The following is a 15,075-nucleotide window of genomic DNA, read 5'->3' as shown; positions in this document are numbered from 1 at the left end:
ACACGATGACGCGTTTGATTTACTCATTCAAGTTGAACATGACGTAAGGTGGTTTAGGAAGGGGCTCTCTCCCTAACCCTTGCTAGAAATTGATTATTTGATTCAAATCAAAGTTCTTTATGCAGGCGAAAAATAGAGAGCCTTAGATAGTTATAGCCTGTAAATTGGAGCCAGCCAGCTTACATTTATTAATTCATTTCACCTGCTTTTTTAAACACGGCATCTATTTCTTTCAAAGATTCTAATAATTGCTTCATTTTAGCTAAGGGCCAGCTGTTAGGACCATCACTTAAGGCTTTATCAGGATCAGGATGAGTTTCCATAAATAATCCTGAAATTCCTGCTGCTACCGCGGCTCTGGCCAGCACAGGAATAAATTCTCTCTGCCCACCCGAAACACCATTATTGCCTCCAGGCAATTGCACTGAATGGGTAGCATCGTAAACAACAGGACATTCCGTGTCGCGCATAATCGCCAACGAACGCATATCAGAGACCAAGTTGTTGTAACCAAAGCTGACGCCTCGCTCACAAGCCATAATCTGTTGATTACCTTCGGCCTTAGCTTTAGCAATCACATGTTTCATTTCCCAAGGAGCTAAAAATTGACCTTTTTTAATGTTCACTGGCTTATTCATGGCAGCAACTTTTTGTATAAAATTAGTTTGTCTGCACAAAAAAGCTGGAGTTTGTAATACATCAACAACAGTAGATAATTCCAGTAAAGGAGTATCTTCATGTACGTCTGTTAATACGGGGACGCCAACTTGAGCTTTGACTTTTTCAAGAATCAATAATCCCTTTTCAAAACCTGGGCCTCTATAGCTGGTAAGGGAGGAACGATTAGCTTTATCAAAAGACGATTTATAAATAAAAGGAATATTGAGCTGAGAACATATTTCTTTTAAGTATCCAGCCGTCTCTAGTGCTAACTCTTCACTTTCAATAACACAAGGACCAGCTATTAAAAATAAGGGCTTATCTAGCCCAACTTCAAATCCACATAAGTTCATGCTTATTCCTTTTCTTGATGTTTTTTGCGTGCAGCAAGTACAAACTGTTTAAAGAGAGGATGGCTTTCTCTAGGATTAGAAGTAAACTCAGGATGAAATTGACATGCTAAAAACCATGGATGATCAGCTAATTCCACCATTTCAACTAAAGCCCCATCGGCGGAACGACCAGCAATGACTAATCCGTGTTGAACCAACTCTTCAATGTAAATATTATTCACTTCGTAGCGATGACGATGACGCTCAATAATTTGCGGTTTTCCATACACTTCGCGTGCCAGAGTATTTTCTTCCAATTGACATAATTGTGCACCTAATCTCATAGTTCCGCCGAGATCAGTATGCTCATCACGCAGTTGTTTGCTACCATCAGCATCCATCCATTCGCTAATTAAACCCAAGACAGGATGATTAGTCTCTTTATTAAACTCGGTAGAGTTAGCGTCCATCCAGCCTACTACATTTCTGGCAAATTCAATTACTGCTGTTTGCATACCTAAACAAATTCCTAAGAAAGGTACTTTCTTCTCACGAGCATATTGTATTGCTTGAATTTTACCCTCAACGCCGCGCTCTCCAAAACCGCCAGGAACAAGAATCGCATCCATTCCATCAAGCAATGAAGCGCCATGTTTTTCTATCAACTCGGCGTCCATGTACACTATTTCAACTTTAGTCTGGGTATGAATTCCAGCATGAAGCAATGCTTCGTTAATTGATTTATAAGCATCATTTAACTCGGTGTACTTTCCTACCATGGCAATCTTAACTGTCATAGTTTGTACTGCTTTCATATCAATAACGCGTTGCCATTCACTAAGATCAGCTGGTTTTACATTCAGAGCCAATTTTTTTACCACAATTTCATCTAATCCTTGTTGATGTAACATTATCGGTATTTGATAAATACAAGATGCATCCTCTAGAGAAATAACCCCCTCTTTTTCAACATTAGTAAACAAAGCAATTTTTGCTCTATCTGATAAAGATAAAGGTTGTTCTGAACGACAAATTAATACATCAGGTTGAATGCCAATAGAGCGTAACTCTTTAACTGAATGCTGGGTCGGTTTTGTTTTCGTTTCACCAGAAGTCGCGATATAAGGCACTAATGTTAAATGAATAAACAAAGCTCGTTGCGCCCCAAGTTCTATGCGCATTTGTCTAATGGCTTCAAGAAAGGGTAATGACTCTATATCACCTACTGTTCCACCAATTTCAACCATGGTGACATCAAATCCATCAGCCCCTAATTTAATGCATCTTTTGATTTCATTGGTAATATGAGGAATAACCTGAACGGTTCCCCCTAAATAATCCCCTCTTCTTTCTTTTTTAATAACATTTTCATAAATTTTTCCAGAGGTGAAATTATTACGTTTTGTCATAGTCGTATTAACAAAACGCTCGTAATGTCCCAAATCCAGATCAGTTTCAGCGCCATCATGGGTGACAAAAACTTCGCCATGCTGAAATGGACTCATAGTACCGGGGTCTACGTTAATATATGGATCGAGTTTGATTAAAGTAACACTAAGGCCGCGGGCCTCAAGAATGGCCGCGAGAGAAGCAGCAGCAATGCCCTTTCCTAAAGAAGACACTACACCGCCAGTAATAAAAATATAATTTGTCATTTTTGACCCCGTTCAAAACCGCATTCACCAAATTGGCGCTAAATTAAATTTGCATATAAACGGGATTTAATTCTATCAAAGTGCAGATATAAATGACAGAAATTTAGTAAATAAATTCGTAATCTATGTAAATTAAGAATGGACTTGATATATATAGCACCAAATAATTAATAAAAAGAGACAACTAAAGTAGCTTGGCAATATCTCAATAATCCAGGGGGGAAAATGTCATCCCGAATGAAAGGAGATTAGCACTGTGCCTGAATTTGGAGATCCCTCACTTCGTTCGGGATGACATTTTTCCCCCTGGATTATTGAGATATTACGTAGATCGGGCCTGGGACTCAATGGTGCTACCTTAAGTTTTTGTAGCCTGGATGAGCGCAGCGTAATCCGGGATTTCAGTGCACTGAGCCAGGGTATTCCCGTATTATGCTGCGCTAATACGGGCTACGATTTTTTCTTCCTTTTATTAAGGTAGTGCCATTGGGCCTGGGACTCAACCGACTATTCACAACGACGATATAGGTCCATACTTCTGCTTATCGCAATTGCTGCTGTATTGAATGCATCATCACAGCACAATCCGCCATATCCCTTCCTTTATGCCCGTGTTTACCACCTAATCTATCCCAAGCCTGCTCCTCATCTTCAGTAGTGAGTACACCAAAAATAACAGGAATATTAAAATCCAGCATCACTCGTTGGCAACCTTGGCTTACTTGTTCACAGACATAATCGTAATGGCTAGTCTCACCACGAATAACAGCACCTAAAGCAATAATGGAATGTACTAGACCTTTTTTAGCCAACAGTTGAACTACAAAAGGAATCTCAACTGCTCCTGGTACTTCTACTAAGGTAATGTCATTTGCATTAAATCCCAACTCAGCAAGACGGCTCAATGCCCCCTCTTTTAACGCATTAGTAATAGAGCGGTTAAAAGTACTCACTACCAATGCGATGGGAAATGTATTATTAGATTCAGTGACCACTGCTTTAATTTCTTTCATATTCATCCTTATGAGTCACCGCACTCCCTTTTACCATCCAGAGCAGACAGCGAAAACTCTTCGCTGCGTTCTGAATGGCAGAGAGGGCAGCTTCCCTAATCAATTGATAGTAAATGTCCTAATTTTTCTTTTTTGGTTTTTAAATAATCTCGATTTTCATTAGTCGGGTTTATTTCTAAAGAAACTCGCTCGGTGACAGTAACTCCATATTGCTCTACGGCTGCAATTTTTAAAGGATTATTAGTCATTAATCTTATTGCTTCTATACCTAAATATTTAAGTATTTGAAAGGCAATGGCGTAATCTCTGTCATCCGCAGGAAGTCCTAACTTAAGATTGGCCTCAACAGTATCTAGCCCTTGGTTCTGCAACGCATAAGCCTTTAATTTATTCGCTAGACCAATTCCTCTGCCTTCTTGACGCAGATAAATCAACACCCCACCCTCAGCAGCAATTAAATTTAAAGATTGCTCTAATTGCTCACCGCAATCACATTTGCAAGAGCCAAATACATCCCCCGTAATACATTCAGAGTGAATACGAACTAAAGGCACTTGATTACCAAATAAGGGTGGCTTAACCAAAACGAAATGCTCAAATGAATCTAAATCGTTTTCAAATACGGTCATCTCGAAAATGCCCTTATTCTGTAGAGGAATAGATGTAGTTGCAGCAGCATGGATTAACGTTTCATGACGAATACGATACTCAATCAAGTCCTTAATCGTAACCATAGGAATTTGATGTTTTTGAGAAAATACGGCTAACTCATCACGCCGACTCATAGTGCCGTCTTCATTAATGATTTCACAAATTACTGCAGCAGGTATTAGTCCTGCCAATCGAACTAAATCAACGCTCCCCTCTGTTTGTCCAGTTCGCTCTAAAACCCCGTTTTTCCTTGCGCGCAAAGGAAAAACATGTCCGGGGGAAATAACATCTGAAGGTTGACTCTCTGGAGCGATAGCCACTTTAATGGTATGAGCTCTATCATGGGCTGAAATTCCAGTTGATACCCCAGAGGCAGCCTCTATTGAAACCGTAAAAGCAGTACCATAAGGTGATTTATTATTTCGCGCCATCATAGGAAGTTGCATTTTATCTATCAATTCATTAGCCATTGGCAAACAAATCAATCCACAACCAAAACGAGACATGAAGTTAACTGCCTCAGGGGTGGTATGTTCGGCAGCCAGTACCAAATCCCCTTCATTTTCCCTATCTTCATCATCTATTAAGATAATCATCTTGCCGGCTTTAAGTGTTTCCACCGCTTCTTCTATAGTGGCTAATGAATAGTTCATAGCTCTACCTCACAGTTCAATTTCCCGAAGATTTGAAGCTGATGAGCTACAATACGGGTTAAATAATCAAATTCTATATTCACGCGTTGACCAACCGCTAAGCCCCCTAGATTTGTATGCAACAAAGTATGAGGAACTAGCATAAATTGTATTTTCTGATCCACTACAGCATTAATGGTTAAACTAACCCCCTCCACGGTAATGCTCCCCTTGGGGATTAAATAAAGCATGGCATCGGGATTAAAACCCGTTAATTCCATTGCAATAAATTCATCTATAGAGTGAATAGAGTGTACCAACGCCGTAGTATCTACATGACCACTAACATAATGCCCACCAAAACGAGTCGCTGCTTGCATGGCTCGTTCGAGATTAACAAAACTATCTGGTCTCAACTGAGCAAGTGTAGTTAAATTAAGTGTTTCAGGTGATACATCAAAATTTAACTTACCTTCCTCAGAGGGTAATAAAGTCAAACATACTCCATTAACTGCAATACTTTCACCTATTTGAACCTCTGCAAAAGGTGATTCAATAATTAGTCTATGGGAACAACTCTGAGCAACGTTGGATATAACCTTGCTTTTTTTCTCAATTAATCCTGTAAACACTAATCCTCCTGCCAATCGAGACATGCTATCATATTATCCCCCATAATATTCCATGAAATTGTATGTGCTCGATCAAATAACCCATTTTTTTGGTAGGCTGAAATCGCTTTTTCTCCTAAGTTTATGGGAACTATATATAAATAAGTTCTATGAACTAATCCTTGTTGATGTAAGGAGCTAAACAATGCACCGCCAGCCTCAACCCAAACATCATGATACCCTAACTGTCCAAGATGACTGATGATAGAATCTAAATCCATTGCTCCATTGTTTAAAGGCATAGAATAAAAACTACTGTTAGGATACGAAACATTCTTATGCTCATAATGGTATATATGACAATGGCGCGCTGTTGAAAAAATCCTTGCCCCAGCATTTAATTTTAAATGAGTGTCAATAATAGCGACGGGTTTTGCTTGTTCTGTACCTTTGATTCTGACATTCATTTTAGGGTCATCTAACTGAACTGTCCGGGCAGTAGTTAAAATCACATCGCTAATGGCTCTCTGCTCATGGGTAAATTGAGAACATAATGAATTAGATAAAATAAGGCGCCCTCCATCAGCCTGTCCTATACGGCCATCTAAAGACTGTGCCAATTTTACAGTCACTCGGGGTTTACGCGTTTTGATCCAATAAGCATAGCTTTTATAAAAGGCATTAATCGGCTCTAAAGGAAGATGGGTGACTTTTATTCCTTTTTCGCGTAACTTAACAGAGGAATTATTTTGAGCAACTAGAGGGTTAGGATCCATATAAGCAAAAACCACCTCGTCAACCCCATATTGGATGATAGCATCCACACAAGGTGGCGTTTTTCCCCAATGATTACAAGGTTCGAGGGTAATATATAAACTAACCCCTGGCATTTTAGGGGGAATTTGTGCTAACAATAATTGTTCTGCATGTGGAGTACCCGCGCCTTTATGATAGGACTGTGCTATAATATGGCCATTTTGCACAGCAACGGCGCCAACGCTAGGATTAGGCGCGCAAAGGCCTCGACCAAGTTTGGCTTGTTCAAACGCCGCGAGCAGAAACTTTTCGTGCATCAATTAATCACCTTTAAACAGTGCACGAATGATAACAAATTATTCAATTTTTGAGTAGTGTAATGATTAAATTGAACATAAAATTTAGCTTTAACCCTATAATTTCCAAATTAAAATCTTGGCTTTTACCATTAATTTTATCTATTTGGATGGTTCCCTGCTTTTCTGAAGGGTTATCTCCTTACTCAACAGATGAACTAGAGCAATTGGAAAAAGAGTTTATCCAGCTTATTAATCAATCAGACAGCGTAGAGCGCAATCCTTTGGCCAGTCAGTTTATTAATAATATAGGACAGAAACTTGCGCATGCTGGTCATATAAAATCTCCCTTCTTTTTTATAGTAAAATCCAGAGAAATCAATGCTTTCGCCGGTCCTGGAGGATATATTGGTATTAATACGCAACTTATTTTAACGACCAGTAATGAGAATGAGCTTGCTTCAGTAATGGCTCACGAGATAGCGCACGTTCGCCTACATCATCTCTATAGTATGCTAGAGCATCAAAAACAAATGCGCATTCCCATGCTCGCCTCCTTGCTCGCCTCTGCTGCTCTAGGTGTATTGAATCCTACAGTAGGAATGAGTGCAATGATGGCCTCGCTTTCTGGATTTTCCCAAGACAATATTAATTTTACTCGCTCTAAGGAAAAAGAGGCAGATAGAATTGGTATTGATATGTTGAACAAAGCAGGATTTAATCCGCGCGGAATGGCGGCTTTTTTCAAAAAAATGCAAGAAAATTCACGTTACTATTATACAGCCAACGTACCCGCGATATTGCGAACTCACCCCTTAGATGCTGAGCGTATCGCTGAAGCAGAAAATCGTATTTCTCGATTATCTAAGAAACAATATATAGACTCGCTGGATTATTCCTTGTTTAAAGAAATAATCAGAGTTTCAGTCGCTCGCGAAGATAACTCCATTATTGAGTATTATGAACACCAATGTAATAAACAGAATAATGCGATTGCCTGCCGATATGGTCTTGCCCTTGCTTTATTAAATAAGAATAACTTCTCAAGAGCAGTGGAGCTACTAAAACCGTTAGTTAATGAAAATAAAGAGAATCTTTATTTTCAAATTGCTATGGCCCAAGCAGAAACAGGAATGTCGCAACATCAAGCCGCCATTTCTCGTCTTTCTGAACTAAACAAAAGTTATCCAGAAAATTATGCAGTGCTTATGGCATACAGTGATGCATTGCTTGCAGCGAATCAAGCAACAAAAGCAACCAGTGTGTTATTAAAAGGCAGTAGAATATATAAGCAGGATTTACCGCTTTGCAGAGCTCTAGCTCGTGCACAAGCTGAATCACATCAAAAAAGCTATGCCTATTTTACTCAATCTCATTGTTTATTGCTTGAAGGGCAAAAAAGAGCCGCTATAGCTCAACTCAAAGTAGCTCTAGACTTGGCAAAACACGATGAGTATTTAAAAGCACGGATTTTAGCCAAAATTGATGAAATCAAATTCCTGGTAAATAATTAGAGGGCCTAGATCCAACCAACAATTACAGATAAACCCCGAGGCTGAGGCAAAATAGCCATCTCACCTAGGCCCAAAAGCATGCTCTTCTTCTGGGTTTAATGGATTATGTGCTTTTGGTTTTTTTGTTGTTCCCCCGCCTAAAAAAGCAGCGGCAGATCGCCTCTTACTAGAATTAGCTTTTTGAGATAAACCATCTTCAGACAGTTCTTCCCCATCCACAGACATAGGTTCTACAGAGGAACAAGCCCAAGGTATAGGAGCGGCTGGTCTTGGTATAGGAGAATTAGGCCTAGATATAAGGTTATGCCGATCTTGCTCTGCAAAAAATGAAGGTGAAGACACGCGTGGAACTATTTTGGGTTGTAACCTATGTTGTTCAAGCAACATAACAATATCGTTATGTCCCATAATTTCGGCTATATCTCTAGGAAACAGAATAAGCTTATTAGGCTTATCGCCCGCAGCGACTCTTTCAGCAATTTTATGTTCCGCCCTAGTAAGAACATCTTGCTCACATTTCTTTAGCCCGTATAAAAGATCGGTTTTGCTTATATGTATTGATTGATATACTTCTTCCCTGTCTATTAACTGCTCAATAATTGAATATTGTCCTGTTTTAGCGGCAATAAAGGCCACCGTTTCTCCCACACCATTTTCCTCCGTCAAATCGGCACCAAGTTGCATTAGCACACTAAGTGAGTGCACATTGCCCTCTCGCGCAGCAATATGAATAGAAGAGTTTGCTAGAAGATCAGAGTAATCAAGAATTGCTGAATGCTTATTAAGTGCCAAAAGTATCGAAGGAGAACGAGCGTATTGTGCCGCATAGAAAACTAAATCAGGGCTTATTGGGCATGTTAACAGGTCTAGAAGGTCTTGAAGTAAACAGAGGTTATCGCAATTAATAGCACTAAGAAGAAATTTTTCTATAGATTGGGAAGACAGATTCATAACCGAAATCGCTTCTTTCTTAGGATTGACGCCTATTTCTATCAGTTTACAGAGCATTTTAATGTCCTGCTTTTTAGCAGCAATCCGCCAAACTTCATCCCCTCGCTCCATGATATGGCTTAAATCAACTCCAAGACTTTGTAATGTATTAAGTACACCAACCTGTCCACTGACTATGGCAATATAGACGGGTGTATCTCCTTGATGATTAGGAGTAGTTAAATCAGCTCCGTAGACTTTTAGCCACTTTAATACTTTACAATGTCCTTTTTGAGCGGCAATAAACGCAGGAGTTTGCCCTTCTTCATTAGGAATATTAAAATCTGCTTTTAGTGCATGAAGTGTTCTAATAGAGTCCGATCTACCATATTCAGCAGCAGTATAAAAAGGGGTAGCTCCGGTGCTTCCTGTTTTATTTAAATCGATTTTAAGCGTCTTCAGTTCCCTAAGTATTTGAAGATTACCACTTTTTGCAGCAAGACAAGCAGGAGTCAGTCCCTTAGCATTAGGTTTGTTCAAATCGACGCCCAGCTCGTGTAAGGCTCTAAGCATTAGGATATTATTGGTGTACACAGCCATACATGCCGGCGTGTCGCCCTGTTGATTATACTCATCTAAACTATAGCCAAGGTCTTTGAGCTTTTGTAGTACATCCTTCTTATTTACAGTGATTGCTATATGAACTGGGGCACTACCCGCATAAACATGCGGAGCAGAAAAAAGCTGTCCTCTGGTCGCGCTTATATTTAAATTAGCACCTAGTTGATGAAGTGCATCGAGAACATCAAGTTTACCTTTTATAACAGCAATACAAGCAGGAGTGAGTCCAGAATCATCTGCCACATTTAAATTAATACCCAAGTGTGCTAATGTATGCAGTACTTGAGTATGCCCTAAAGCTGCCACAATATGAACTGGCGCACGACCTTGATAATCAAGACATTCATTTGATCCATAAAAAAGCACCCTTCTGCTTAAATCAGCTCCAAGACGATGCAATGCAATCAGAGCATCAGAATTATTTTTTATAGCGGCAATACATGCTGGTGTTAATCCAAAATGATTTTCTCCATCTAAATTAACTCCAAGGGCACCTAGCGTATCAAGTACCTCAATACAACCTAGCTCTGTAGCAATATGAGCAGGCGCATTACCTTGACACCAATGAATATGGCATATTTTTTGATTTAAATTAGCGCCATGCTGCTGCAATGTGGTAAGTACTTCTGTAGAAGTATGAACAACGGCAGCTAAAAGTAGACTTTCCCACCACACGAATGTAGGTTCATGGTATAAAAAACAATTAACGAAATTTACATTATTATTTGTAGCTGCACGCATTAAAAAATTATATTGTTGATCTTTTGATAATTTAGTTACTAAAAAATCCAGAATTTCAGCAGAACATTGATATCCAGAATTAAAAACGTAACATGCAAGAGCCCGCTGTTGTGCTTCAATTTCTGGGCAAGGGAAAGCCACATTAATTTTTCTAGACAAATATTCTACAAATTCTATAGATAACTCGGGTCTTTCCAGCAATCCATAAAAACAATAATTCCGAATATGAGTCATTTCTTCCTTGGGTTCCGTTGAACTATACAATTCAAGCAAAGAAACTGTAGGGATTTGTTTTATTATGCGCCATACATCAGGTACTGGCATATTAGGATTTTGTAGTAGTATTTTCGAAAGATATGTTGAATCTTTATCTTTTAAAAGCGCAAAGGTACCATTGCTCGCATCAATAATATGTTCGCCATTATTCAGTAATTTTTTATCTTCTATCGTTATCTGTGTCTCAGAAATATATCCTGCCTTTTCTAAATAATCAGCAATTACAGCAGCTATCAATATTTCCCAGCCTTCCTTGGGAACATAGGTTGGAACATCATCTATATCTTCATCAGTATAGAGGAGCTGATAATGTTCAAAACCAGGTTTTTTTTCTCCCAAACACTGAAAAAAATCACTTAATGTTTCGAACTCAGATAATTGCGTTATATTGACTGGTAATAATGTTGGCAAAAATTGAGGAAGTACTCGTACAAGAGCAGCAACATCCAATTGTTCCTTGACTACGACCTGTCGAAATTCATGTAATAATTCAGGGGGAAAATCTGGGGCAAATAGATCCTTCTGCTCAGATAAACCATAATCACTGGCTACATAGTTAAAGAGAGCGTTAGCATAATGAACTTCATTACCTTCGTACTCAACTAATCCCCTTGTACCGAGAAAATCTTTTGCCAGTGAAAATAATAGACTGCGTTTTGCAAGATGTACTGCATCGGATAAAGAGGTTTTTTGGGATAAATATCCTAATGCATGCTCTAAATTAGCGTTAGCTCCGCTATAACATAAAGTTACTGTAAGATCATTTAACGCCGCTTTATCAGCCTGCTCATGTCCAGATAAAATGGTTGGTAAAGAGCGCTCCAGGGTAGTTTTTGCAGAACGCAAAGTAATTAAAATGTCAGGTTTTGCCGACTCAATAGTTAATTTGTTAACGTTCGCTTTATATTTTGAAAATAGATCCAATTTTTCAGGATTTAACTCTTCGATGTAGGTTAATAATGCCAACAATTGTCGTTTACAAGTTTCAAAATCTTTCTCTGGAATATCAGGCGACTCAGAATCGAGCTCTGGAAAAATATGGGGCTCTTCTTTATAAATTTCTTTTAATTGCACATTTAATTTATTCAACTCTTCCTCATTCATTTCTTTCATGAGGTTTTGAAAAAACAATTGATTTAAAATAGGCATCTAACAAACTCACTAAGCTTATATAAAATTGTCGCGACAAGTTTAACACAAACAAAACAAAAAAAATCAAAATAAAGGCAGAATGTCAATTTTAAAGGCAAAAGTACAAATATAGACTTAATACTAAAATTAGTCTATATTTAGACTAATGGCATATATTAGGAAAAAGATATGATTCCAATTAAATCATCACCTAAGGTCGACAATGGGCAGATCCAAACAGCCTTCAAGGTTGTTTTAAATATTTTTGACAAATGGCAATGTACTACTGAAGAGGCTCTGACCTTGCTAGGGCTTAAACGCTCAACCTGGTTTAAATACAAAAGCTCACCAGAAAAAGCATCTTTTAGTCATGATCTTATTGAGCGTATCTCTTATATTTTAAATATTCATGCTGCTTTACGAATTTTATTTTCAAAACCTGAGTCTGTCTATAGATGGGTTAGAAAGCCTAATAGGGCTCCCTTTTATAACGGCCGTTCGGCCATGGATATTATGATGCAAGGACGAGTTGTTGACCTTTGGGCTATTGCCAGTAGACTTAACGCAGAGCGAGGCGGAAAATCGTGATGCAACCTATAGATTCACTCGGTAAAAAAAATTTTACTAGAAAACGTTGTTATCGCATTATCCCCTCTCAATTTCCCCCTATTCATTTATTTGAAGACGTTGCTAATGAAAATGAATTCGAAGCATTATATTCGGTGCAAATGCTAACAAATCCTAGAATTCAAGATGAAATAGGTTTTTTGAATTTAGTTCCCCAAGAGCAACGGATATACGCTGTCCCCGGATGTGGTTATGTTATGGCGGCCTTTACACACATTAATCCTGATGGAAGCCGATTTTCTAATGGAGATTATGGTGTTTATTATGCTGCGGATTCAATATCAACAGCAATTGCTGAAACTATTTACCATAAAGAGCGATTTTTATCTTACACTAGCGAACCCGCACAAGAACTTGATATGCGAAGTTTAATAGCTGAGTTTAGTGCCGAATTATTTGATTTAACTATTTTAGATAAAGAAACTAATCCTGTTTATTCACTTGTAGATTATAAGGCAAGTCAAAATTTAGGTGCTCAAATTAAAGAACACCAAGGAAACGGGCTAGTATACCATTCTGTACGCGCTGAAGGAGAAAATTTTGCCTTATTTAAGCCTAATATAATCCATCACTGCAATCAGGGAGCTCATTTCAGCTATGTTTGGAATGGAAGGGAAATAACCGATGTCTATAAGAAGGTAATGAGTGAATACAGTTAAGTTAAAATACACCTTTGTATCATGGTTTGGAGGTCGTCAGCTTTCGCCAAGACCATTCATCATTTTTGCCTACGTCTCGCGAATTGTCCTCGAGATCCTACAATTGTAGTAACTGTCTTAAATGTTTAATTCAAGATAGTTACTACATTAAAAATAATTATTGAGCTTATTATCTTACAGAAACTTCTTTCCACCAGCTTGTTTTGGTCTCAGCAACCCAATCAGCATTTCTGAGGCTTTTAACAAAAGTTGCAGTTTCTTCTGGAGTAGAATGTTTAGGATCTAGTTTAATGCACCAATCCCAATCACCAGAAGTAGACCATAGGCTTTGAACCCCATTCATTTTGGCAATTGCAGCAGAATCAGACCAAGCATTTTTTGTTTTTATAAATACAACACTATTCCATGAGTTCATTATAACTTTCCTTAGTGATTAAATGATTAAAGTTTGCTCCAAAGCATACTCCGGAGCGTCTTATAACATTAGACCAAGGTTTAGTAAATTTCAATTTTTTTTTCAAGAGAAATATTACAATGTATTCACCCTACATTTTACTTAACGTCATTGGCCGCTGTTCCTGTACTTGTTGACTACTTTGTGCATTGCTGCTTAATGCTTTTTCCAATGATTCCCTTACATCGTTAGAAACCTTAGAAGGTTTTTTTAAATACTCTTTAGCTAAATTATTTAAATCAGCATCTTGGGGATTGTTCTTTAATGCTTCAGTTAACTGTTTCACTTTATCAGTACGCATATCCTTAGTGAACTTTTTAAAATCTTTTTTAACAGAATCTAAATCATCCTGTCCAAGCTTATCAACGGGAACCCCTTTTTCTTTTGCTTTTTGACATACGAGAATACCATGAATATTAGATCGTGTATTTGCAATAGAACAGTTATCGTATTTTTGATCTTTTTGTTGAATAGTATGAACAGGAGGCTTACCACCAGTAACATCACGGATCTGGCCCATAATATCTCTATGAGAAGCCCCATTTGAATGGCCATTCATAGCTGAATTAATGAATTTTGCATCGATTTTACTTAAATCATCAACACGATAAATTTGAGTACCCTCTTCACCTGGCTTTTTACCAAGTCCCCTGTTAGTAAAAACCAGATAACCTGATTTAGAATTTGGTCCATCAGGGACAACCGATAACCCCATAGCATGACCTTCAAAACTAATGGGAATAGTAGTCGTCTTCCCTTGTTTAATTCTATCAGCTATTTCTTGACCTGCTTGAGGATCTCTTGTTGCCGTACTATAAGAAAATCCAGCAGCTTTATTTGAAAACTTATAAGCATCCGCTATTTCCTGAAATCCTTTATCTGCGGGGAAACCACTCATTGCATATTTATTAACAGAATCCGTCATGAGTTGGTAGGTGGGACCAATATGGCCGAACTGAGAATAGGTACCATCCTTACTGGTCATTTCTATCCCTAGAACCAAGCCATAATCTTTAACAGGATGCAGTGCATCTTCTTTAGCATATTGAGGGGTAAAGCCAAAATCTTTTGCAGCCTTACTATCTAAGGCAACATCAAAAGCAGCACGTTCAATAGGACCAGGAATTGCTCCATAATCAATCAATCGTTGGGCTAATCCAAAATCTTGTTGTTGAAATGCTTGTTGTAAGGGACTTTGTCCATCAGGATTTCGTACAACATTTATCGCTTGTTGTAAATTAGAGAAGCCACATTTCTGAGCCTCACGCTCTAGCTCCGCTCTTAAAGTATCTTGTTGCTGTTTCTCTCCCAAAAGCCTCATCAACATGGAAAAGAAAAGATTCTGGTCTGCAGTTATTTTATCAGTGATTTGTTTAATTAATAATGCTTTTTGCTCATCGCCTTTTTTCTGGATTTCCTTTAAATTACTATCATTTGCCTGAGAGCGTATATCTCCAAATAGCTTAAAAGGGGCTTGCACATCATCAGAAGAACTAGACATAATTCACCACAATAA

Annotated in this window: 12 protein-coding genes; 3 read left to right on the top strand and 9 right to left on the bottom strand. The window is 38.3% G+C overall.

All coding sequences use genetic code 11. From position 1 onward, the window contains the following. Positions 1 to 188 precede the first annotated feature (188 nt). From kdsA to ribD, 6 genes are all read right to left on the bottom strand, one after another. Complete coding sequence (gene kdsA / locus LFA_RS05000; protein WP_045095201.1) at positions 189 to 1,013, bottom strand: 3-deoxy-8-phosphooctulonate synthase; 825 nt, start codon at positions 1,011 to 1,013, stop codon at positions 189 to 191. 2 nt (positions 1,014 to 1,015) lie between these two features. Continuing rightward, on the bottom strand, positions 1,016 to 2,647 hold the full coding sequence (locus LFA_RS04995; RefSeq protein WP_045095200.1) for a CTP synthase: 1,632 nt from the start codon (positions 2,645 to 2,647) through the stop codon (positions 1,016 to 1,018). A 542-nt stretch (positions 2,648 to 3,189) separates the two neighbouring features. Next, a complete protein-coding gene (ribH, locus tag LFA_RS04990; RefSeq protein ID WP_045095199.1) occupies positions 3,190 to 3,660 on the bottom strand; it encodes a 6,7-dimethyl-8-ribityllumazine synthase in 471 nt (156 codons plus the stop codon). Between the two features lie 95 nt (positions 3,661 to 3,755). Beyond that, positions 3,756 to 4,964, bottom strand: a complete 1,209-nt coding sequence (locus LFA_RS04985; protein WP_045095198.1) for a bifunctional 3,4-dihydroxy-2-butanone-4-phosphate synthase/GTP cyclohydrolase II — start codon at positions 4,962 to 4,964, stop codon at positions 3,756 to 3,758. Next, positions 4,961 to 5,575, bottom strand: a complete 615-nt coding sequence (locus LFA_RS04980) for a riboflavin synthase (RefSeq protein ID WP_045095197.1) — start codon at positions 5,573 to 5,575, stop codon at positions 4,961 to 4,963. Before LFA_RS04980 ends, LFA_RS04985 begins: the two co-directional genes overlap by 4 nt. Further along, the gene (gene ribD, locus LFA_RS04975; protein ID WP_045095196.1) at positions 5,575 to 6,627 is read right to left on the bottom strand and encodes a bifunctional diaminohydroxyphosphoribosylaminopyrimidine deaminase/5-amino-6-(5-phosphoribosylamino)uracil reductase RibD; all 1,053 of its coding nucleotides are present in this window, start codon (positions 6,625 to 6,627) and stop codon (positions 5,575 to 5,577) included. Before ribD ends, LFA_RS04980 begins: the two co-directional genes overlap by 1 nt. A gap of 62 nt (positions 6,628 to 6,689) precedes the next feature. On the opposite strand from ribD, the gene LFA_RS04970 reads away from it, so the two are divergent. Continuing rightward, a complete protein-coding gene (locus LFA_RS04970) occupies positions 6,690 to 8,120 on the top strand; it encodes a M48 family metalloprotease (RefSeq protein WP_045095195.1) in 1,431 nt (476 codons plus the stop codon). A gap of 60 nt (positions 8,121 to 8,180) precedes the next feature. On the opposite strand, the gene LFA_RS04965 is transcribed toward LFA_RS04970, so the two are convergent. Next, a complete protein-coding gene (locus tag LFA_RS04965; RefSeq protein WP_045095194.1) occupies positions 8,181 to 11,837 on the bottom strand; it encodes an ankyrin repeat domain-containing protein in 3,657 nt (1,218 codons plus the stop codon). Positions 11,838 to 12,008: 171 nt separating this feature from the next. Between LFA_RS04965 and LFA_RS04960 the strand changes: the two genes are divergently transcribed. Both LFA_RS04960 and LFA_RS04955 read left to right on the top strand, forming a co-directional pair. After that, on the top strand, positions 12,009 to 12,407 hold the full coding sequence (locus LFA_RS04960; RefSeq protein ID WP_045095193.1) for an MbcA/ParS/Xre antitoxin family protein: 399 nt from the start codon (positions 12,009 to 12,011) through the stop codon (positions 12,405 to 12,407). Beyond that, positions 12,407 to 13,105 carry an RES family NAD+ phosphorylase gene (locus LFA_RS04955; RefSeq protein ID WP_045095192.1) on the top strand — a complete coding sequence of 233 codons (699 nt, stop codon included), beginning with the start codon at positions 12,407 to 12,409 and terminating at the stop codon, positions 13,103 to 13,105. Before LFA_RS04960 ends, LFA_RS04955 begins: the two co-directional genes overlap by 1 nt. Before the next feature lie 169 nt (positions 13,106 to 13,274). On the opposite strand, the gene LFA_RS04950 is transcribed toward LFA_RS04955, so the two are convergent. Both LFA_RS04950 and ankD read right to left on the bottom strand, forming a co-directional pair. Beyond that, entirely contained in the window at positions 13,275 to 13,520 is a 246-nt protein-coding gene (locus LFA_RS04950) for a hypothetical protein (RefSeq protein WP_045095191.1), read from the bottom strand. A gap of 130 nt (positions 13,521 to 13,650) precedes the next feature. Beyond that, complete coding sequence (ankD, locus tag LFA_RS04945; protein ID WP_045095190.1) at positions 13,651 to 15,060, bottom strand: Dot/Icm T4SS effector AnkD/LegA15; 1,410 nt, start codon at positions 15,058 to 15,060, stop codon at positions 13,651 to 13,653. Between the last annotated feature and the right edge of the window lie 15 nt (positions 15,061 to 15,075).

Origin of the sequence: Legionella fallonii LLAP-10 (assembly GCF_000953135.1) — a bacterium.
Classification (GTDB): domain Bacteria; phylum Pseudomonadota; class Gammaproteobacteria; order Legionellales; family Legionellaceae; genus Legionella; species Legionella fallonii.
The sequence above is the reverse complement of the archived record's forward strand: the minus strand, read 5'-3'. Positions and strand labels throughout refer to the sequence as shown.